The following is a 20533-nucleotide window of genomic DNA, read 5'->3' on the forward strand; positions in this document are numbered from 1 at the left end:
GCGGCCTTCGATATCAAGAGTGGGTCGGTATCGCGCCAGACCGATCCCCGCGCATGACGGACGAGGACACACGTTGCGTTGTCATGGAGCTCCTCGCGCGGCGCGCACCGGACGCGACGGTGTGCCCGAGCGAAGTAGCACGGGCGCTGCCTTTCGTATCGGGAACTCACCGATCGTCGGAAGACTGGCGGAGCGCGATGCCGATGGTGCATGCCGCCGTCGATCAACTGCTGACCGAAGGGTCATTCAGCTCAGCTGGAGAGGACGCGGGATGCCGGCGCGCGCTGGCCCCTACCGGATTGGTCGCCCGTCAGAGGCCTCAAAAAGCTAGTCGCGTGGAGCTTGGCAGATCGCTTGACCTTGCGAAAACCATCCGCCGCCCCAATTATGCTGCACTGCACAATAATTCGCCGTAAGTGAAGGGAAGTCTTGTGGCTTCAATCTCCGAGACCATTGCGAGATTTCAGCATTATGGCTGTGGCTTTCATTCAGCTGAGCGCTCGACAGATGTGAGTCAGCTTGAGCCAATGGATAATTTCGGGCGTAACCCTGGCAATTTGCGGGCGCTGATGCATGTCCCGGTTGGGTTGCCCGCGGGGGCGCCGCTGGTCGTCGTACTGCACGGATGCACTCAAACCGCGGGCGCCTATGACCGGGGATCGGGGTGGTCAACGCTGGCCGACCGCTTCGGTTTTGCCATACTTTATCCGGAACAACAACGCGGCAACAATCCCAACCTGTGTTTCAACTGGTTCTCACCAAGCGACACACGCCGGGGCGTAGGGGAGGCGGAGTCCATCCGTGAGATGGTGGTCACCGCGATCGAGCGGCGTCGATTGGACGCTTCGCGCGTGTTCGTTACTGGCCTGTCGGCGGGCGGCGCCATGACCTCCGTGATGCTCGCCACTTATCCGGAAATGTTTTGCGCCGGCGCGATCATTGCTGGCCTGCCTTTTGGCACGGCGGCCAGCGTATCGGAGGCGCTCGAGCGGATGCGCGGTCATGGACACGATCACGAAGCGTCGAGTGATCGCGTCCGCGCCGCTTCGGCACATCGGGGTCGATGGCCCGCCGTGTCTGTTTGGCATGGACCGACGGACATGACGGTGAATGCGGCGAACGCCGCGATGATCGTGGAGCAGTGGAAGGGAGTTCATGGCGTTACTTCGCCGCCCATTGAGGGCCAAGTCGATGGGCAGGTTCATCGAGAATGGCACGATGAGGCAGGGCGTCTGGTGGTCGAGGACTATGTGGTGGCTCGGCTCGGCCACGGCACGCCGATCGCAACTTCGGGCGACGAAGCTTGCGGCGTTCCTGGACCTTACATGCTCGATGCGGGCATCTCCTCCACCTATCGGATCGCGGCGTCATGGGGCGTCGTCCCCGCAACCGCGCCCCCGCGAGAACGTCCCACCGCGCCAGACCGGCCAAAGGTGGCTGGCTCGCGGCCGATGCAGGCAGCGCCGCAGCCCCTTAATCCGGGGCAGATCATCAATGATGCCCTTCGTGCTGCCGGTTTGATCAAGCCGTGAAGCACCGCATGTCCGGTATAGGCTGATAGCTCACCAGATCGAGAGTCCGATATTAAATATCTGGCTCGGCGACCGTGGCGGAGAAGTTTACGGGCATCGTTCCCGTAGTAGGCTCTCGCCGGTGCTTATTTGCCGGCCGCGAGCGCGCAGCCTCGTTCGATGCCTGTTTTTCAATCTGAGGTGTCACCCTGCGCCGTTTTGGCGGCGCGAGCCTTACGGGGGGCTTTCGCTGCCTGTGCGACCTTGGTCTGTCGCCCCTTGGAGCCCAGCCCGATCTTATGCGCCATGGCGCGACGCGCCTCCGAATAGGTCGGTGCGACCATGGGGTAATCGGCTTTCAGATTGTACCGCTCACGATACTGTTCGGGTGTCAGGCCGTTGGTCGTTAGGTGACGACGCAACGCCTTATACGGCTTGCCATCGATCATTGAGATGATGAAATCGGGATTGGACAAGGACTTCCTTGCGGTGACCGCAGGCTCATACGAATGCTCCTCGGCCGGCTCTTCAGTGGGTGCGTTGCCAAGCGAGAGCGAACTCACGGCTTCGTGCATGGAGCGCATGAACGCCAAGACCTCGTCGGCACCAGCGCGCGTATTGCTATTAGAGAGCCAGGCGACCGTTAAACCCGTGGCGAGTTCCACCACGTCGATCTTGTCTTCGTTGTCGGCCATTGCCGTATCCTTATGTTGCGACACATTGCCGCTGCCAGTTCATGGTGATCAAGTAAAGCTCTGTCAGGCGTTGGATCGGAGCTGGACCATGTCCGCCGGACGAGCACCTCATGTGACGCGGTTAGATTGACGCTGCGGAACTTACCTTAATCTTCAATGATGGCTCTCAGTTTCGATGCTCCGTCTCAAACGCCCATTCCGAAGTACTTCGTCTGCTCTTCCCAACTGACCGGCAGATCAGCCGTAAATGCCAGCCGCTTGGCATCGATCGTGGCGACCTGCCGCCCGGCCAGCACATCATCGACAATGGCCGGCGCGAGAAACGCAAGCCTGACGACGCGGGTGACGTAGGATTTGACGACCCCCTCGGCCTCGGCCAGCTCGCGGACGGTGACCTCACCGCGCTGAAGCTGCCCCCACCATTTATGCGCCTTGACCAGCAGCTTGATCATCGATGCGTCGGGCGGGGCGGCGGCAACGCTGCGGCCATCGTTCTGGACCAGCCGCAGCCGGTGCCCGGTGCGCGTCATCCTGACCGGGCAGGCGAGGGTGATGATCGTATCGGCATCGGGAGGCGGTGACACCGACAGGTGCTGCGCGACCGCTGCCATGAGAAGTTCGATACTGACCTCTGTCGGATGCACGACGATGCCGGCGATGATCGCGCGCAGGATGTGGGGATCGCGCTTTCGGATCATCGCGGCGGTGGCGCGCGAGGTGCTGAAGATGCGTTCCATGTCCGGCAGCTCAAGCGGGATACCGGTGCGCTGCATCAGCGCCATCGGATCGTCGAAGGCCGCCGCTAGCGCCTCGATAGTGGCGGTCTCGATCTCGCGCGCCGGGATGCGGGTGCCTTTGCCCTCGCTAGTACCGTGGTGTGCTGACTGGCTGACATAATAGCGATAGCGCACCTTGCCGTTGTCACCGCCGTTCGAGACGGCCCTGCAGGCATGCGCCGCGATCAGCTTCTCGCCCGTATCGTCGACGATCAGACCGGCGAGCAGGCTGCCGCTAGCGGTGTTCGACCTGCGCCGCACGCCCGGCACATGCCCGGCCAGCAAAGTCTGGGTGGCATCCCAGATCTGTCGGTCGACGATGGCTTTGTGCAGCCCCTTGTGGCGTTGGTCGCGGTGCGGGATCTCGCCGATATAGATCGGGTTCTTGAGGATGGCGTAGATCTGCCCCCGGCTGAACGGCACGCCGCCAAAGGCACGGCCATTGGCCATCTGGCGCACCGGGGTGTGAATCCGCTCGGCATTCAGCCGGTCGACCAGCAAGCGGACATTGCCGATGTCGAGATAGCGCTGGAAGATACCCTGCACGAGTGCCGCATGCGGCTCGACGATCTCGAGCGTGCGGCCATCGGGCCTGTAGCCAAGCGGCGGCAGGCCACCCATCCACATGCCCTTGGCCTTGGAGGCGGCGATCTTGTCGCGGATCCGCTCGGCGGTCACCTCGCGCTCGAACTGCGCGAACGAGAGCAGCATGTTGAGGGTGAGCCTGCCCATGCTGGTGGTGGTGTTGAACGACTGGGTGATCGATACGAACGACACCCCGGCCTGGTCGAAGATCTCGACCAGCTTCGAGAAGTCGAGCAGCGAGCGAGTCAGGCGGTCGACCTTGTAGACAACGATAATGTCGACCTTGCCTGCCGCGATGTCACCGAGCAGGCGTTGAAGGGCAGGGCGCTCCAACGTTCCGCCCGACAGTCCGCCATCGTCATAGATATCGGGCAGGGCATTCCAGCCTTCGCTGGCTTGCGACAGCACGTAGGCGGCACACGCCTCACGTTGCGCATCGAGCGAGTTGAACGCCTGCTCTAGTCCCTCATCGCTCGACTTGCGGGTGTAGATCGCACAGCGCACACGGTTCATGCCGCAGCCTTTCTTGCACTCGGGAGCGTGCCACTATCCTGTGATCCCTTTCTGGTCTTCAGTCCGAAAAAGGCTGGCCCCGACCAGCGCGTGCCGGTGATCGCGCGGGCGACCTCGGACAGCGAGTTCCACACCGCCCCGTTCCAGCGGATCACGCCGTCCTCGCCGACCTCTACGATATGTGCCACTCCGTTCCACTCGCGGATCAGCCGCGTGCCCGGGCGCACCGCCTGGGTGACGGTCTTCGCGGTACCGAGCTGCGCAAGCCGCTGCTGGCTCACCCGCGACAGACCGCCCAGTGCCCGCGCCTGCAGCTCATAGCCCAGCGCCATCCGCAGCAGGCTGGGGCTGATCAGGGGCACCGGCGTACCCTTCAGCGCGCGCCATTCGTCGCGCAGCCGCGCCGACGACATCGTCGTCAGCGCGGTCAGCTTGTCCTCGACGCTCGTGATCATGCCGCCACGCCCGCGATACGGTAGCAGGTCTGGTCACCGCGCCTGGACTTCTCGAGCACATGGCCTTTCTTGCGCAGGCCGGTCAGCGCCGCTCGCGTCGTGTGCGGCAGCCAGCCGGTGGCTGCGATCAGGTCAGCCAGCGTCGCGCCCTCCTCGCGGCTCAGCAGCGCCAGGACCGCGCTGGTCTTGGTCACGCGGGGCCTGTCGGGCTCGGCGGCGGAGAGGGCAGGGGCTTCGCCAGCCTCACCGCCGCTGTCGCCGTTGGCGATACCGATCGCGGCGTTGCCGGCGTTCGTGATGTACAGGCCGTAGGCGATATCGCCATCGACATGGTGGATGGCGAGCTTGTCGTTGGTCTCGCGCTCTTCGGCCAGGCCGCGCTTCACCAGCCCGGTGATCGCCTTGGTCAGGCGGGCACCGGCACCGCTTACAGTCTCCGGGGCCGGCAGCAGACTGCCGGTGCCGCGCTGCGCGGCGGTGGACAAAAGGATGCTGTCGAGATCGGTCAGTTTGGTCATGGTGGTGGTCCTTGTTCAAGGCGAGCGGCACGCTTGCCGCTCCCACCGTCCACAGCCCCGTCGATCTCAAATCGGCGGGCCGGGCGGCCCCGTCCCAGGCCGTGATTCAGTAGGCACACGTTTGCTCTGGTCGCAGCACAAGTCGAATGGTTTTTTAGCGCGATGCGCCGGGGCATGCGCCGAGCCATCGTCACTGTCGCGCGTCGCCTGGCCGACCTGTTCGTCGCACGAAGGCCACCGGCGCATATACGTTCGGACAATGGCGCCGAGTTTATCGCCAATGCGGTGCAGCAATGGCTCGGCCAGATCGGCGTGAAGACGCTCTACATCGCACCGGGGTCACCATGGGAGAATGGCTATAAAGAGAGCTTCAACGGGTCGCTGCGCGACGAACTGTGTGGGCGGCGAGGCCTTCTACAGGCTCGCCGAGGCGAAGGTGCTGATCGAAGCGTGGCGGCGGCATTACAACACCGTCCGTCCGCACAGCAGCCTAGGCTACCGACCGCCGGCCCCGGAAACGGCCTCACCGCCATATCTGGCCTCCGGTTCCGCTTCGCTCCACCTCCGCCCAGATATGGCGGCGGCGAGCATAATCCACTAACAATTAACCCGGCCCAATCGACGGGGGCAGGTCAATCAGCTTATCCAACGTCAGGTCCGAGATCGCCCGGCGGAGCCGCAGGTTCTCCTTTTCCAGATCCTTCATCCGCCGCGCCTGGTCGGTCTTCAGCCCACCATATTCCTTGCGCCAGCGGTAGTACGTTTGCTCGCTGACCGCGATCCGCCGACATGCTTCGGCCGTCGATGCCCCTTGCGCCAATACGATCTCAACCTCACGCAGCTTGCCGATAATCCCTTCCGGCTTGTGCTTCTTGAATGGCATCTGTCGTCCCTTTCGTGGTCCAGACTATCATAGTCCCTGGGCCACTCAGCGGGGGGCAGATCACTAATAGACCATCAGCCGCCGGTTCGCTTTCGATTGGCCCAATGCCACGTCAATGCGGGGACTATAACAATCCCGGTCAGGAAACCGACTATGCCAAGCGTAGGCTCAGGCGGAACACGTCCTGATCCCGCAAGAAAGATAAGCAGGAACATCATCAGAACGGCCAAGAGCAGACCCCAGGCGATAATTCGACTTTTATAAGTGCCAGCGGCCATAGTTTCTGCATGCTCCATGGTTCGGGGAGAACCTGACCGACATCCATTTCTTCGCCGACCTCTCGGGAAGAACATGAGAAACAGCGCGTCCCCAATCAGTTGCCGTGCGTAATATGAATGGCGACGATCTGCGAACTGCTGTCACCATTGCTGGCGATCACGCTATAAAACCGTCCCTCACGCTTCGCCGCCTGAAACGACGACGTGCCAAGAGCGGCTCCGGAATGCCATCCAACGGCGTCGCGTACCGCGAAAAACGTAGCCGATGTGCCTAAATCAACCGCGGGCTCGAAGCCCAATAGAGCCTTCGTCGCCTGTACCGTGCCGGAAAGCGCTTGGTCTGTTCCAACCGTGCAGACCTGACGCGCCTCTCCCGCGCTTTCACTGTCGCTAACGTTCAGCGTCAACGACCCTTCGGCATTGATTTCACCCAATTCGCCGCGACGATCGGTTTGGTGCCATCCCCGATCGCTTGCCCGCTTGCGGATCGCGGCCGTGGATGACGGGCGATCAAGACAAAGCGAACCAAATTCCCTGGCCATCAAGCCGCCTGATGCTCCAACCGAAACGCCTGCCTTCACGGGAAAGCGAGGGTCGTTTCGACAGTCGGGACGATCACCAACCTGCATTGCCTTCCAGCGAGCGCCACTATCGAGCGAAGTACGTATGACTTGAGTTGCCCGGTATCGTGCCCCACCGCCCCCCGCATCGACAAAACAGATCGTTGCAACTCCGTCTTTCCAGTCCAGCAGCAGGGCGGACATGTGCCACTCATCATTGGGCTCGCTCAGCTGCGCCCAGCCATCTGGGAAAACTTTGAAATTTGTGAAGCCATAGTCTGTAGGTGTGTGGAGCGAGATTTTTCGCCGTGGGCCGGTCGAGTTTGGAAAGCTATTAAGATCAAGGCGACGCATGATCGCCGATGAGGTCGGCGCATCGGTGGCAGTTGATATGGGTTTGCGAATGACACCAATGGGGGCTGGGTGAGTACAGGAATATTGGACGAGCGATGGAAGTAACCCAGTTCGTTCAATCGCCGCGAGGGTCTGAGTGGTTGAGCAAGCAAGGCCGTTGCTGTTCGCGCACAAGCGATCCTCAAGGTTAGCCCCATCCAACTTGCGGCGCTGCGCGGCAGAAATCTGCTCGACGAACGATTCCTGCTCCCAGGACAGGTCGCCAGGCGTGATCTCTCGCAAATGTCGCGACGGGCATTTCAAATCTGCATCTTGAGCAAATGCATCGAACGCTGTTCCGGCCAAGGTCTGGCTTACCGGAGAAACGACCGCGGCGAGAGCCAGAGCGAACGTCAGCATCACCGTACCCCAAATCAAGCGTTGAAACCGATGTAGAGACCGCGCTCTTGGGAAGACCAGACGGCGTCGCGACCTTAGGCCATACAAAGTGACAACGTGCTGACTGCAAGATGAAATCGGGCAACCCTATGAGCGGGCCGCTTGCGTAAGGCTTGGACTAAAGCCGGCGATCTTCGCCGTGCGAGTGTCATCTGGCCGCCCCTTAGCGGTACAGCCGCCTTTGACGGCACTCTCGACGGGCGAAATAACAACAATGATCGCCAATCAGATCATTCAAGGACGGACGCTCGGAGGGTAAAACCTAGCCAATCGCTCCGCATCCCTTCGGCCATCTTATTGCGGCCCGAAATATCGAAGATGCGGAACGGGGGGCAGAGTGAAGAGGTGGAAATGCTGCCCACAGCTCCCGTTCGCAGGCTAGGTTCGCAAGAAGACATTTACATTCCTGTTTTGCCTATTCCAGTTATCGGCCTTCGTCCGCGTCGCTCAAGCGACGACTTTCCGCGCTCTCCGGCTTTTGAGCAGCGTACCGATGATTTGCGGAGGGCTGCATTTCCCCACCGGTACCCAGTTTGCGCGTGACCGAACCTTGCTCTCTCAATTGTGCTCGCGGAAAAGCAATGATAACCGGTTCGGATGCGTGCATTACCGCAGTCCAGGCCCATCCCCACAACCATTGGTGTCGTGTTTGGTGGGTTGTGGGCGATTCTCGGCGCTATGGCTTTCCCTTCAGGCTGGCGTCTTCCCCTGGTTATGATGGCAGCGTTGGTGACAACGCTACTGATCGTTCGCCTCTGGCGAATAAATCAGACATCTTCGGTCACGATGCCGTCTCTATTTCGGAGGAAAGCGTATCTATTTTCGGTCGTAGCGGAGGTCCTCGCGATCTACGTCGCGTCGGCCGTATCCACCCGGTTCGGATTCCGTGAATATTTCATCCAGATCGTCGGCATTATCGTCGGTCTGCACTTCATCGGCCTTTGGGCTGCGACGCGCTCGAAAAGGTTCTTGGCCATCGCTGGCGGGATGTGCATTGTTTCGACGGTTTCTATACCACTGCCGGCGATGGCTCATTTTGATCAACGTGAGGGACGTTTTCACGGGCTTCGGTAACGCAATGGTCCTTTGGCTAGGAGCTAGCCGCTCCTCGTAATCCTACAACATAAGTGACGCCTGCTACCGGCCGGGTCGTGTTTGACGAACCGGCGGCCGCCATCAGATCCTGCCGGCATTCTCAACGTATGCCTTTGAATGCTAGCTGCGTACCGGCTCCGCGATTTCAGACGACCCATGACCGTTCATACAGGGCGCGCTTTCTACGCACCAACTTCGGCCGCTCGTTCATGATCTGATGACACCATTACGGCGCGCGTTGGGCTGGGGCGCGCTTGGCCGCCCTTCCCGACTGGAGTCGAATTTTGGGAAAGGCAGTCGATCAGTGTGGATCGGCGTCGAAACGGGACCCCACCATATCGCTTTGTAACTCTATTAAATTTGCTCGGTAACTTCGGATCTGAAAGGGTCCCGATCGGCAACGAACGGGACCCCCGCGAGATTGACCTTTTCACATTCAAAAACAACAACTTGTGTTTCGGGTAGGTGGGGTCCCATTTCGACGCCGATCCACAATCTCGATCGACGATCCGCAGTCTCCGACCTGTATGCACGCCCACGGCCACTGCGGCGCCACGACCTTCGTGCCGCCAGGTCATCATTTTGCACGACGAATCTATCTACAAGCGCCGTAATCGCATCGAACGATGCTTCAACCGTTCATGCACTTCTGCCGCTTCGACACGTGCCGCGATCAACGCTTTATCCACGTCACTGGCCTTGTCGAGCTCGCCGCCGACATGATCTGGACACCCTGAGCGTCAACCCGACTCCGCGCTACGCCCAAATGGCTTGCATCATATTAGTAATATAGCATATGATATGTTTGTAAATTATAGGTCAGCCGTTTGGGATTGGAGAGCCGGTGCAATTTTCGATGCCGATGCCCTCCCTCAGTGACGTTGCATCACAGCATAATCGTATCCGGCCGGATGAAATTGCGATCCAGTTCGATCGGCGCAATTGGACCTATGCGGCTTTGGATTCTCATGCGACCCGGATCGCTGCCACACTGGGTCGAAACGGCCTGACGCGCGGTCAGCGCTTCGGGCTGGTGGGTCGCAACAGCGATCTACATCCCATCCTGGCGATTGCCGCCGCGCGTGCCGGCCTGATTTTCGTGCCGATCAACTGGCGCCTGTCATCGGCAGAAATTGCCCTGATCGTCGCCGATGCGGGGCTTGCCATCTTATTCGTAGAGGACGGCGCACAGCTCGACACGGCGCTCTTTCAAATGGCTACGACCCCGGCCGATGCGCTGTTCGATTCTGTATGGCTGGATGACGGCGCAGATTTCGTCGCAGTCAACGGATCGACAGCCGATACCGTGCTGCTGATCTATACCTCGGGAACGACCGGCGTACCGAAGGGCGTGATGCTCTCGCATCGCAGTCTCTTTGCCACCAATGTCCTCCGCCTGGCGGCGGATCAGTCATGGGATCGATGGGATGCCAGCGACGTGACGCTACTGCCGCTGCCGCTCGCACATGTCGGCGGGTTCAGCATGCTCGCTCGATCTCTGCTTACCGGCGGGCGGGCGATCATCCAGCCAACGTTCGATCCGGGATCGGTGCTGGACGCGATCGACACGCAGGGAGTGACGAAGATCGGGCTGGTGCCGACCGCGATGAAAATGGTCATCGATCATCCGCGCGCTCAACAGGTGGACTATTCCCGCATCCGCACCATGCTATACGGTGCCGCGCCGATCACGCCGGCCTTGCTGCGTGAAGCGATCGCGACGTTCGGCTGCGATTTCGCACAGAGCTACGGCATGAGCGAAACTGGCGCAACCTGCGTGGTGCTGCCGCCCGACGATCACGATCCCGCCGGGAATGAGCGTATGCGATCGGCGGGCAAGCCGCTGCCTGGCACGACGCTGCGTATCCTAGACCAGGATGGGAACACCTTGCCGCCGGGCGAGATCGGCGAGATCGCGATCCACACCGCCGGCATCATGAACGGCTATTGGAACCGCCCTGACCTGACCGCCGCCGTGCTGTCCGACGACGGGTGGTATCGCACCGGTGACGCCGGCTATCTCGATATCGACGGCTATCTGTTCATCAAGGATCGCCTCAAGGACATGATCATCACCGGCGCGGAAAACGTCTATTCCGCCGAGGTGGAGAACGTCATCGCCGCGCACCCGTCGGTGGCCGAAGTCGCGGTGATCGGCGTTCCCGATCCGCATTGGGGCGAGGCGGTGAAGGCGGTCGTCGTGCCGCGTGATGACGGGATCGAACCCGACGCATTTATTGCTTGGGCACGCACGCGACTGGCGCATTACAAGGCGCCGCGGTCGGTGGATATCGTGGCCGCGTTACCGCGCAACGCCAGCGGCAAGATCGATAAGGTGGCGCTGCGCCAGCCCTATTGGTCGGGCAGCGATCGGAACGTCAATTGACCCCGTCCGCAGCGGAAGGCGGCACCGATGCTGCCGGGCGCGGCTGGGCGATGACCCTGCTGGTTTCGATCTACGCTTCCAACTTCGTCGACCGGACGATCGTTAACATCCTGCAACAGCCAATCAAGATCGACCTCCAGTTGCAGGATTGGCAATTGGGCCTGCTAGGCGGCACGAGCTTCGCGTTGTTCTACACCGTGCTTGGTCTGTACGTCGCGCGGCTGGCGGAGCGCCGCGATCGTATCCATCTGCTGACGATCTGCATTCTCGCCTGGTCGGCTTTCACCATGCTGTGCGGCGCGGTGACCAGTTTCGTACAGATCCTGCTGCTGCGTGTCGGTGTGGCGATCGGCGAGGCGGGGGCCACCCCGACCGGGCATTCGCTGGTGTCGGACTACTACCCACCCGATCGCCGCGCTGGCGCGCTGGCGATATTTTCCTCGGGCAACACGATCGGGCAGGTGCTGGGCGCGCTTCTCGCGGCGTTCGCGGGGCAGGCGTTGGGGTGGCGCTGGACCTTCGTCGTGGCGGGCGCGCCTGGCGTGGTGCTGGCTTTGCTCGCCATCACGACGCTGCGCGAGCCGCGCCGCGATACGCCCGTATCCCCCGAGCCGGTCGCCTCCACGCGCGATGTGGCGCGCACGCTATTCGGCAAGCCGAGCTTCCGCCATCTGACGGCGGGCACGGCCCTAACGCTGTTCGCCGCTTACGGCATCGCCAGCTTCATCGTTCCCCACCTGATGCGCAGCTATGCGCTCGACCTGCGGCAGGCCGGCATTATCGGCGGGGTGGGTGGCGGGGTAATGCTCGGGCTCGGCACGCTGGGCGGCGCGTTTCTCGCACAGCGCGCGGCGCGGCACGATCGCCGTTGGCTGATCCGCACTCCGGCGCTCTTCATTGCCGCGGCGGCTCCGCTCGGATTGATCGCGTTCGTCACGACCAATCTGTGGGTCGCGGTGCTGGCCTTCCTGGCGATGAACGGGTGCATCGGCACGTTCCAGGGGCCATTGTTCGCCACGCTGCATGCGCTGGTCGGGCCGCGATCACGCGCGACGGCCAGCGCCATCCTGCTGTCGGGGGTGACCCTGGTCGGCCTCGGGCTCGGGCCGTTGACGGTCGGCTATCTCAGCGATGTCGCCGCCGCCGCGCAGTTCGGCAATGCTAACTATGCCGTCCTTTGCCGTGCCGGGACGGCGACCAGCCAAGCCTGCAGCGCCGCTTCGGCGGCGGGCTTGCGTCAGGCGCTGCTTGCCGCCGCCGCCATGCTCGCCTGGGCCGCGCTGCACTTCGGTCTCGCCGTGCGCAGCAGCGTCGCCGACCGCGTTGATTGACAGCTTTTCGATACGGGGAACCAGCAGATGACGATCGATTATGCCGCCGCGATGGCGTTGCGCGACGAGGGGCGCCGCTTCGACTATGCGGACCGCGAGACGATGCTCTACGCGCTCGCCGCCGGCATGGGCCGCGATCCGCTCGACGCGCGCGAACTGCGCTATGTGTTCGAGGGCGACGGCTTTTGCGCGATGCCGACGCTGGCGGTGGTGGCGGCGCGCAGCGATATCGCGCGCCGCATTCCGTTCGATCTCGCGCTGATGCTGCACGGCGAGCAGCGGCTGACGCTGCACCGACCGATGCCGACCGCGGCCAGCCTGATCGCCGACAGCCGGATCACCGAGGTGCTCGACAAGGGCGAGGGAAAGGGCGCGCTAATCTACACCGAAACGACGGCGCGGCTGGCCGATACGGACGAGCCGTTGTTCACGATTGGCAACACGCTGTTCGCGCGTGGCGATGGCGGGTTCGGCGGACCGCGCGGCCCCGCGCCGGCCACCCATGCCTTGCCTGATCGCGCGCCCGACCACGTCCATGTCGCCGAAACGCGGGCCGACCAGGCATTACTCTATCGCCTGACCGGCGACCGCAATCCACTTCACGCCGATCCGGCGCTCGCGCGCCGGGCAGGGTTTGCGGTGCCGATCCTGCACGGCCTGTGCACCTATGCGATCGCCTGCCGCGCGGTGCTCGCCACGGCGTGCGAGGATGATCCCGCCCGCGTGCGCCAGTTCGACGTGCGCTTCACCGCGCCGGTCTTTCCCGGCGACCGGATCGAGACCGATGTCTGGATCGACGGCGACATCGTTTCGTTCCGTTGCCGCGTGCCCGAGCGTGACGTGGTGGCGATCAACAACGGGCGCTGCGTGATCGTTACGCCGTAACGGGTGAGGGCTTCGCCTTGCGCACCGCCACGGTCTGCGCGTTGGTATAGGCCAGCAGCCCCTCAAGCGAGGATTCGACACCGATCCCCGATGCCTTGTGCCCGCCAAACGGTGAATGCGCATACATTGCCTGCGCCTGGTTGATCCACACGTTGCCGGTTTCGAGCCGCGAACCAATCTCCAGCGCGCGATCGGCATCCGCGGACCATACCGATCCGCCCAGTCCGTAAATCGAATCGTTGGCGCGTGCGACGACATCGTCGATATCGTCAAATTTCAGCAGCGGCAGGATCGGCCCGAACTGTTCTTCCTGGACGATACGGGCATGTTCGGGCGGATTATCGACGAGCGTCAGCGGCAGGAAATAGCCCGGCCGGTCCATCGCCTCGCCGCCGGCGAGAAACGCGTATCCATTCGCCTTGCTGTCTTCGATCAGGTTCACCAGCCGCTCGAACTGCTGGCGGTTCTGGATCGGCCCGAAGCGGGTGCCCTGCTCGGCGCCGTCGCCGATCGTCGCGGCGCGTGCCAGCGCGACGAGGGCGGCGGCGAATTGATCGTAAATGTCGGCATGGACGTACAACCGCTTGACCGCGACGCAAATCTGCCCGGCATTGCCGAATGCCGCGGCGAAGATCTGCTTGGCGACGGCGGGCACGTCGACATCCGGCAATACGATCGCGGCGTCGTTGCCGCCCAGCTCAAGCGTGATGCGTTTCAGCGACAGTGCGGCGCTCGCCATCACGCGCCGCCCGGTAGCGCTGGAGCCGGTGAAGGTGATCTTGTCGATGCCGGGATGCTCGGTCATCAGGGGGCCGAGCGCATCGCCACCCGACAGCACGTTCAGCACGCCCGGCGGGAAGATCGCGCGCGCCAGTTCGCCGATCCTGAGCGTCGTCAGCGGCGTGAACGGCGATGGCTTCAGCACCACTGTATTGCCCGCCACCAGCGCGGGCGCCGCCTTCATCATCGCCATCATCACCGGAAAATTCCACGGTGCCAACGCCCCGACCACGCCGATCGGCACGCGGCGCACCTCGACGCGGCGTTCGGCATTGTCCTCCGTCACCTCGATCGGAATATCCATATCGGCATAGGCATTGGCCCAATGCGCGCCGCCCAGCACGTCGCCCAGCGCATCGGCATGCGGCTTGCCGTGTTCGCTGGTCAGCAGGCGCATCAACGAATTCTTGTGCTCGGCGAGCAGCGCGGCGAGCGCCTTGACCATGGCCTGCCGCTGGGCAAGCGGAGTCGATCGCCACCCCGGCAGCGCGGCACGCGCGGCGGCGACGGCAGCGTCCAGCTCTGTCGCGCCGCAATCGGGGGCATGTCCGATCACCTGTTCGTTCGCGGGGTTGATGACATCGAAATGGGCGGAGACGAGGGCGTCGGTGCCGTTGATGGTAGCGGCGTAGGTGTCGGTCATGGGGCGCTGTCCTGTTCGGCGGATGGAGTGGTTCCGGCAAGATACCGTTCGCGCACGGTGCGACGGAGCAATTTGCCGTTCGGCTGGCGAGGGATGACGTCGATGAAATCGACGCTGCGTGGCGCCTTGAAACTCGCGATCCCGCCCTTGACGAAGGCGATGAGCTCCGCCGCGCTCGGCGGAGCGATGTCCTCGACCAGTTGGACCACGGCTTTGACCGCTTGACCAAATTCCGCATGCGGAACACCGATCACCGCGACGTCGGCGACCGCCGGATGTTCCGCCAGCCGGTTTTCGACCTCTTGGGGGTAGATGTTGACCCCGCCGGACAGGATCAGGTCGGATCGCCGATCCGCCAGGAAGAGATAGCCGGCGTCATCGACGTGCCCGATATCGCCGAACGTGCCCCAGCCACGCACATCCAGCGCCTGTGCCGCCGCCTTGTGATATGTGAAGGGCACCGGACGATCGAAATAGATCTGGCCGATCGTGCCGGGTGGCTGTTCGATGCCGGCGTCGTCCAGCACATGAATGGCGCCGTTGCGGCAAGTGCCGACCGATCCCGGACGCGCGAGCCATTCATGACTGTCGATCGCCGTAAAGCCGCATCGTTCGCTGCCCGAATAATATTCGAATACGATCGGGCTTAACCACGCGATCATGGCCTGCTTGACCGTTGGTGGGCAGGGCGCCGCCGCATGGACGACCTTCCTCAGGCTTGAAAGATCGTGCCGCTGGCGTGCCGATGCTGGAAGGCCGAGCATGCGGACAAAATGGGTCGGCACGAACTGGGCGTGCGTTACGCCGTACTGTTCGATCGCGGCCAACGCGTCCTCGGCGTCGAAGCGGGGGAGCACGACGATTTTCCCGCCGGCCGCCTGCACCGCATTGGTCCACGCCACGGGTGCGGAATGGTATAGCGGTCCCGGCGACAGATACACGGTCTCGGAATCGAGATCATATTCGTCGATCAGCATGTCCTCCAGCTCGGTGCGCGTGCCGAATTTGGCACCGCGCAAGGGGCGCAGGATGCCCTTGGGGTGACCGGTCGTGCCGGACGAATAGGGCATCGCTCCACCATCGGGCTCCGATGCCTGAGACACCGACGGCACCGCGGCGATGGCGTGTTCGAGCGACTCGAAACCGTCGCCCGCCGAGCCAGATACGAGGCGTAAGGTAAGTTGCGGCAGGTCGCGGGATGCATCGGCCGCAACCTGGCGCGTTTGCGCGCCGGTCAGGAGCGCGCGCGCATCGCTATTTTCGAGGACATAGCGCACTTCCGCAGGATGCAGGTGCCAATTGACGGGAACGAACAGCATGCCGGCCCGCCGCACGCCCCACATGGCGGCAAACCAGTCGAGGCTGTTCTCCATCAGGATCGCGACCCGGTCGCCTGGGCGCAGGCCACGATCGTGCAGCAGGCCAGCCAACTGGACCGAACGCCGTTCGAGCACCGCATAGGTCAGGGGATCGTCATCATCAGGCAGCACGGCCGCGATGCGATCGCCCATGTCGCGCCATCCGAAGCCCGCTCCGCTCACGACAGCGTAAATCCTTCATAGCCCTTGCCTGCGACGTCGTCGCAGATCGCGGCATAGCTGGCGAACCCGCCGACAAACGGCATGAAAACGCGTGGCTTGCCGGGCACGTTGGCACCAAGATACCAGGAATCGCCGGCCATGAAGAGCGTCTTGTTGGCAAGCGCGTTGACGCGGTCGACCCATTTGCGCTCGGCGTCCGCTTGCGCCTCGATCCGCGTCAGTCCGCGCGTGCGCAGCGACACCAGGCAGTCGGCGATCCATTCGACATGCTGTTCGCCGGCTAGCACCATGTTGACCAGAACGGAGGGGCTGCCGGGGCCGGCGACGATGAACAGGTTGGGGAAGCCCGCCATGCCCAGCCCGAGATAGGTCTGCGGGCCGGCGGCCCATTTCTCGGCCAAAGTCGCGCCATCGCCATTGGTGATCGCGATGCGCAGGAACGATCCGGTGATCGCATCGAAGCCGGTGGCGAGGATCAGTGCATCGAGCGGGACGACGCCCGCTCGGGTGCGCACGCCCGACGCCTCGATGCGCTCGATCGGCGTGTCGCGCAGGTTGACGAGCGAGACGTTGGGCCGATTGAACGTCTCGTAATAATCGGTATCGACCGCGACCCGTTTGGACCCGATCGGGAAATCGCGCGGCGTGAGCGCCGCCGCCGTCGCCGGGTCCGCGACGACCTCGGCGATCTTCTCCCGGACGAAGCACGACGCGGTGTCGTTCGCCGCGCGGTTCAGGATCAGGTCCTTGAATGTCCGTACGAAATCCTGCCCACCATTCGCCCAGGCCGTTTCATAGGCTGCTCGACGCTCTTCCTCGCCCATAGACAAGGCCGGCACGTCGGTACCGCGAAACAGCACGCCGGCCTGCGTCGCGCGACAGCGCGCGCGGTGGCGGCGATACTCGTGCTTGCGCGCCGCGATCGCGGCGTCGTCGAGCGGCGCGTTGCGCGCCGGCAGCGAAAAGGCCGGGGTGCGCTGAAACACCGTCAGATGATCGGCTTGCTGGGCGATCAAGGGGATCGCCTGGATCGCCGACGATCCCGTGCCGATGATCCCGACGCGCTGGCCGGTAAAGTCCACGCCTTCCTCCGGCCAGGAGGAAGTGTGCAGCGTTTCGCCGCCGAACGAGTCGAGACCCGCAATCTCAGGCGCCTTGGCGGCGGACAGGCTGCCCGTCGCCAGGATCAGGTAGCGCGCGGCGACCATCTCGCCAGCGTCGGTGGTCACCTGCCAGCGGCGCTGGTCCTCGTTCCAGGTCGCTGCGGCGACGCGCGTTGAGAAACGGATGTCGCGGCGCAGGTCGAGCCGATCGGCGACATGCCGAATGTAGCGGAGGATTTCCGGCTGGGTCGCGAAGCGCTCGGTCCAGTTCCACTCCTGCTCGATCTCGGAATCGAACGAATAGGAATAATCGAAGCTTTCGACATCGCAGCGCGCGCCGGGATAGCGATTGAAATACCATGTCCCGCCGACATCCGCGCCAGCCTCGAAGCCCTGCACGCCGAAGCCCAATGTGCGCAGCTTGTGGATCATGTACAGCCCGGCAAACCCCGCGCCGACGACGACGACATCGATCTCGCGCGGATCCATCACGAATAGAGATCCCGCCCGATGATCTGCTTCATCACCTCGGCCGCACCGCCGGCGATGCGCGTGATGCGCGCATCGATATAGGCCCGCGCGATCGGATAATCGGTCATGTAACCATAGCCGCCGAAGAATTGCAGGCACCGGTCGACGACCTTGCAGTGCAGGTCGGTGACGACCAGCTTGACCTTCGCCGCATCGACCGCGGTCAGCGCGCCGGCCATGAAGCGCTCGACGCACCAGTCGGTGAACACGCGCGCCGCCATCGTCTCCGCGGCGAGCCCCGCCAGCACGAACTGCGTGTTCTGGAAGTCGCCGAGCGTGCCGCCGAACGCCTTGCGTTCGCGCGTGTAATCGACTGTCCAGTCAATCGCCGCCTCGCACACGCAGATGCTGCGCACCGCCTGGGTCAGCCGCTCCTGCGCGAGCTTCGTCATCATCATCGCGAAGCCGCGATTTTCCTCGCCAAGCCGGTTGGCGACGGGCGCGCGCACGCCGCTGAAGAACAGTTCGGACGTGTCCTGTGCCTTGAGGCCGATCTTATCGAGATTCCGGCCGCGCTCGAAGCCGCTGCTGTCCGTTTCGACGGCGATCAGGCTGACGCCGCGCGCACCGGCGGCCGGATCGGTCTTGCATGCCAGCACCACGATATCGGCAAGCTGGCCGTTCGAGATATAGGTCTTCTGCCCATCGATCACATAATCGTCGCCGTCGCGCACCGCGCGCGTGCGGATTTCCTTCGCGTCGCTGCCCGCGCCGGGCTCGGTAATGCCCAATGCGCCGATCGCCTCGCCGGTCACCATGCGCGGCAGCCAGCTGCGCTTCAATTCTTCGCTGCCCCAAGCGAGGATGTAGGGCGCGACCATCTCGGAATGGACCATGAAGCCCGGGCCGGTAATACCGGCGCGCGCGAGTTCCTCGATCGCGACGACGTCGTACAACCAGTCGCCGCCGAACCCGCCATATTCCTCGGGCACGCTGGGGCACAGCATGCCGATCTCGCCGGCCTTCAGCCAGATGTCGCGCGGCACGATGCCCGCGGCTTCCCATGCGGCATGATGCGGCGTGAGCTCGCTCGCGACGAAGCGGCGCACCGCATCGCGGTACTGGTCGTGTTCGGGCTGGAACAGGCATCGGTCGATCGCGAAGTCTCGGCGATTGCTCAGGCTAGTCATGCGGGACCTTTTCGAGAGACGTCGTGTGGAGCGCGCGCAATTCGCGCCGCAGCACCTTGCCCGCGGCGTTGCGCGGCAAGGCATCGACGAAGGTGATGGTCTTGGGGGCCTTGAATGCGGCGATGCGGGTGCGCGCCCAGGCGATGAGGTCGTCGGCGCTTGGGGCATGGCCGGGCAGCGGCACGACGATCGCCGCGACGCTTTCGCCCCAGCGCGGGTGCGGCACGCCGATCACCGCCACTTCTGCGACCTGCGGGTGGCCGTGGATCGCGCCCTCGACCTCGGCAGGATAGATGTTCTCGCCACCCGAACAGATCATGTCCTTGATCCGGTCGCAGACGTAGACGAAGCCGTCCTCGTCGATATATCCGGCATCGCCGGATCGCAGCCAGCCGCCTGCCACGATCGTCGCCACGGTCGCGTCGGGACGGCGCCAATATCCGATCATGACGTTTTGCCCGCGCACCATGATTTCGCCCACGGCGCGCGGCGGAAGCGGGTTGCCGTCATCACCGTTGATCCTCATTTCCACGCCGGGCAGCGGCCGCCCGGCGGAGCGAAGCCGCTCGGCGGTACGGTCGTCATGATCCCGGGGCGCGAGCATCGAACAGCTGCCGCTCGCTTCCGTCATGCCGTAGGATTGCAGGAAGTCGCACTCCATCCGCTCGAGCCCGCGTTTCAGCAGATCGAGCGGGATCGGCGCGGCCCCGTAGAACAGCTTGCGCAGGCTCGAAAAATGCGCGCCCTCGGCCGACGGGTGATCGAGCAGCATCTGCAACGCCGCCGGCACCAGCCCGGTCATCGTCACGCCGTAACGCGCGATATCGTCGATGATCCGAGCCGGATCGACCTCGCGGTGCAGCACCACCGTGGCGCCGGTGAACAGCGGCCGGATCGCCAGCTCCAGCGCCCCGACATGGAATAGCGGCAACGCGACCAAACAGATGTCGGTGCGATCCATACCGTACCAGCGCGGCACGTCGGCTGCGTCGAGCCCGCAATGCCGCGCCAGATTGTCGTGGCTGATCATCGCCCCCTTGGGCTGACCGGTCGTGCCCGAGGTATAGACGATCAGCGCAGCGCCGGTGCCGTCCGCCGCCGCATCCGGCACGCTACCCGCGAGCGGCACGTCGATTCTGCCGCCCGCATCGCGGATCATGAAGACGGGCCGCGCATCGATCGGCAGATTGGCCGCCAGATCGTCATCGGCGATCGCCATCGCGGGATCGCTATCGTCGAGGATGAAGGCGATCTCGGCCGGCGACAGGCGCCAGTTGATCGGCACGAGCATGGCACCCAACCGCGCCACCGCGAACATCGCGTCGAAGAACGCCACGCCGTTTCGCGCCAGCAGTGCGACGCGGTCGCCGGCCTTGACGCCCGCCGCGGCCAGCGCGTTCGCCACGCCGGTCGATCGCCGGTCGAGCTCGGCATAGCTGTAGGCCTGCCCGGCAAAATGCAGCGCGGTCTTGTCGCGATACCCGGCATCGACGCGCACGATATCGGCGATGGAGGCATAATCGGATCGTTTCATCGCGGGTG

At 63.6% G+C, this 20533-nt stretch carries 16 protein-coding genes and 2 pseudogenes; 7 read left to right on the top strand and 11 right to left on the bottom strand.

Translation table 11 applies throughout. The features are described from left to right. Positions 1–83 precede the first annotated feature (83 nt). The gene (locus ASG11_RS18275; RefSeq protein ID WP_330218889.1) at positions 84–416 is read left to right on the top strand and encodes a DUF3253 domain-containing protein; all 333 of its coding nucleotides are present in this window, start codon (positions 84–86) and stop codon (positions 414–416) included. Positions 417–431: 15 nt separating this feature from the next. Next, positions 432–1532, top strand: a complete 1101-nt coding sequence (locus tag ASG11_RS04815) for an extracellular catalytic domain type 1 short-chain-length polyhydroxyalkanoate depolymerase (protein WP_201781276.1) — start codon at positions 432–434, stop codon at positions 1530–1532. Positions 1533–1702: 170 nt separating this feature from the next. On the opposite strand, the gene ASG11_RS04820 is transcribed toward ASG11_RS04815, so the two are convergent. The 4 genes from ASG11_RS04820 to ASG11_RS04835 all read right to left on the bottom strand — a co-directional run bounded on the left by ASG11_RS04820 (position 1703) and on the right by ASG11_RS04835 (position 5053). Beyond that, positions 1703–2206: a MucR family transcriptional regulator gene (locus tag ASG11_RS04820; protein ID WP_055780307.1), complete on the bottom strand. Its 504-nt coding sequence runs from the start codon at positions 2204–2206 to the stop codon at positions 1703–1705. A 185-nt stretch (positions 2207–2391) separates the two neighbouring features. Further along, positions 2392–4080 (bottom strand): recombinase family protein, encoded by a 1689-nt coding sequence (locus ASG11_RS04825; RefSeq protein WP_055775843.1) that lies wholly within the window; start codon positions 4078–4080, stop codon positions 2392–2394. After that, the gene (locus ASG11_RS04830) at positions 4077–4535 is read right to left on the bottom strand and encodes a DUF2924 domain-containing protein (RefSeq protein ID WP_082472590.1); all 459 of its coding nucleotides are present in this window, start codon (positions 4533–4535) and stop codon (positions 4077–4079) included. The genes ASG11_RS04825 and ASG11_RS04830 overlap by 4 nt, the downstream gene beginning before the upstream one ends. Next, positions 4532–5053: a DUF3489 domain-containing protein gene (locus ASG11_RS04835; RefSeq protein ID WP_055775846.1), complete on the bottom strand. Its 522-nt coding sequence runs from the start codon at positions 5051–5053 to the stop codon at positions 4532–4534. The genes ASG11_RS04830 and ASG11_RS04835 overlap by 4 nt, the downstream gene beginning before the upstream one ends. A 195-nt stretch (positions 5054–5248) precedes the next feature. On the opposite strand from ASG11_RS04835, the pseudogene ASG11_RS18280 reads away from it, so the two are divergent. Then, positions 5249–5654: pseudogene (locus ASG11_RS18280) on the top strand (integrase core domain-containing protein); the annotation flags it as partial. A 33-nt stretch (positions 5655–5687) separates the two neighbouring features. On the opposite strand, the pseudogene ASG11_RS04840 reads toward ASG11_RS18280, so the two are convergent. Further along, positions 5688–5936: pseudogene (locus ASG11_RS04840) on the bottom strand (transposase); the annotation flags it as partial. Positions 5937–6309: 373 nt separating this feature from the next. Then, entirely contained in the window at positions 6310–7527 is a 1218-nt protein-coding gene (locus ASG11_RS18645; protein WP_156363658.1) for a hypothetical protein, read from the bottom strand. A gap of 636 nt (positions 7528–8163) precedes the next feature. Between ASG11_RS18645 and ASG11_RS04850 the strand changes: the two genes are divergently transcribed. The 4 genes from ASG11_RS04850 (at position 8164) to ASG11_RS04865 (ending at position 13263) form a co-directional block, all read left to right on the top strand. Further along, positions 8164–8640: a hypothetical protein gene (locus ASG11_RS04850; RefSeq protein ID WP_055775854.1), complete on the top strand. Its 477-nt coding sequence runs from the start codon at positions 8164–8166 to the stop codon at positions 8638–8640. Between the two features lie 883 nt (positions 8641–9523). Next, positions 9524–11047: a long-chain-fatty-acid--CoA ligase gene (locus tag ASG11_RS04855; RefSeq protein WP_236697494.1), complete on the top strand. Its 1524-nt coding sequence runs from the start codon at positions 9524–9526 to the stop codon at positions 11045–11047. Further along, positions 11044–12378 carry a spinster family MFS transporter gene (locus ASG11_RS04860; protein ID WP_055775859.1) on the top strand — a complete coding sequence of 445 codons (1335 nt, stop codon included), beginning with the start codon at positions 11044–11046 and terminating at the stop codon, positions 12376–12378. The genes ASG11_RS04855 and ASG11_RS04860 overlap by 4 nt, the downstream gene beginning before the upstream one ends. A gap of 27 nt (positions 12379–12405) precedes the next feature. Further along, positions 12406–13263: a MaoC family dehydratase gene (locus ASG11_RS04865; protein WP_055775862.1), complete on the top strand. Its 858-nt coding sequence runs from the start codon at positions 12406–12408 to the stop codon at positions 13261–13263. On the opposite strand, the gene ASG11_RS04870 is transcribed toward ASG11_RS04865, so the two are convergent. The 5 genes from ASG11_RS04870 to ASG11_RS04890 are packed head-to-tail and all read right to left on the bottom strand — an operon-like array spanning position 13253 to position 20525. Next, positions 13253–14686, bottom strand: coding sequence for an aldehyde dehydrogenase family protein (locus ASG11_RS04870; RefSeq protein WP_055775865.1), 1434 nt, complete (start codon positions 14684–14686; stop codon positions 13253–13255). The two genes, ASG11_RS04865 and ASG11_RS04870, sit on opposite strands and share 11 nt — an antisense overlap. Then, positions 14683–16227 carry an AMP-binding protein gene (locus ASG11_RS04875; protein ID WP_201781277.1) on the bottom strand — a complete coding sequence of 515 codons (1545 nt, stop codon included), beginning with the start codon at positions 16225–16227 and terminating at the stop codon, positions 14683–14685. Before ASG11_RS04875 ends, ASG11_RS04870 begins: the two co-directional genes overlap by 4 nt. After that, entirely contained in the window at positions 16224–17819 is a 1596-nt protein-coding gene (locus ASG11_RS04880; RefSeq protein WP_055775872.1) for a flavin-containing monooxygenase, read from the bottom strand. The genes ASG11_RS04875 and ASG11_RS04880 overlap by 4 nt, the downstream gene beginning before the upstream one ends. After that, a complete protein-coding gene (locus tag ASG11_RS04885; protein WP_055775875.1) occupies positions 17819–18991 on the bottom strand; it encodes an acyl-CoA dehydrogenase family protein in 1173 nt (390 codons plus the stop codon). Before ASG11_RS04885 ends, ASG11_RS04880 begins: the two co-directional genes overlap by 1 nt. Then, a complete protein-coding gene (locus ASG11_RS04890) occupies positions 18984–20525 on the bottom strand; it encodes an AMP-binding protein (protein ID WP_055775878.1) in 1542 nt (513 codons plus the stop codon). The genes ASG11_RS04885 and ASG11_RS04890 overlap by 8 nt, the downstream gene beginning before the upstream one ends. Positions 20526–20533: the final 8 nt, after the last annotated feature.

Origin of the sequence: Sphingomonas sp. Leaf357 (assembly GCF_001423845.1) — a bacterium.
Taxonomy (GTDB): Bacteria; Pseudomonadota; Alphaproteobacteria; order Sphingomonadales; family Sphingomonadaceae; genus Sphingomonas.

Bases quoted from the DNA above. Each gene is read 5' to 3' on its own strand.
- ASG11_RS18275 (WP_330218889.1), top strand. From the start codon at position 84: ATGGAGCTCCTCGCGCGGCGCGCACCGGACGCGACGGTGTGCCCGAGC.
- ASG11_RS04820 (WP_055780307.1), bottom strand. From the start codon at position 2,206: ATGGCCGACAACGAAGACAAGATCGACGTGGTGGAACTCGCCACGGGT.
- ASG11_RS04825 (WP_055775843.1), bottom strand. From the start codon at position 4,080: ATGAACCGTGTGCGCTGTGCGATCTACACCCGCAAGTCGAGCGATGAG.
- ASG11_RS04830 (WP_082472590.1), bottom strand. From the start codon at position 4,535: ATGATCACGAGCGTCGAGGACAAGCTGACCGCGCTGACGACGATGTCG.
- ASG11_RS04835 (WP_055775846.1), bottom strand. From the start codon at position 5,053: ATGACCAAACTGACCGATCTCGACAGCATCCTTTTGTCCACCGCCGCG.
- ASG11_RS18645 (WP_156363658.1), bottom strand. From the start codon at position 7,527: ATGCTGACGTTCGCTCTGGCTCTCGCCGCGGTCGTTTCTCCGGTAAGC.
- ASG11_RS04850 (WP_055775854.1), top strand. From the start codon at position 8,164: ATGCGTGCATTACCGCAGTCCAGGCCCATCCCCACAACCATTGGTGTC.
- ASG11_RS04855 (WP_236697494.1), top strand. From the start codon at position 9,524: ATGCCCTCCCTCAGTGACGTTGCATCACAGCATAATCGTATCCGGCCG.
- ASG11_RS04865 (WP_055775862.1), top strand. From the start codon at position 12,406: ATGACGATCGATTATGCCGCCGCGATGGCGTTGCGCGACGAGGGGCGC.
- ASG11_RS04870 (WP_055775865.1), bottom strand. From the start codon at position 14,686: ATGACCGACACCTACGCCGCTACCATCAACGGCACCGACGCCCTCGTC.
- ASG11_RS04880 (WP_055775872.1), bottom strand. From the start codon at position 17,819: ATGGATCCGCGCGAGATCGATGTCGTCGTCGTCGGCGCGGGGTTTGCC.
- ASG11_RS04885 (WP_055775875.1), bottom strand. From the start codon at position 18,991: ATGACTAGCCTGAGCAATCGCCGAGACTTCGCGATCGACCGATGCCTG.
- ASG11_RS04890 (WP_055775878.1), bottom strand. From the start codon at position 20,525: ATGAAACGATCCGATTATGCCTCCATCGCCGATATCGTGCGCGTCGAT.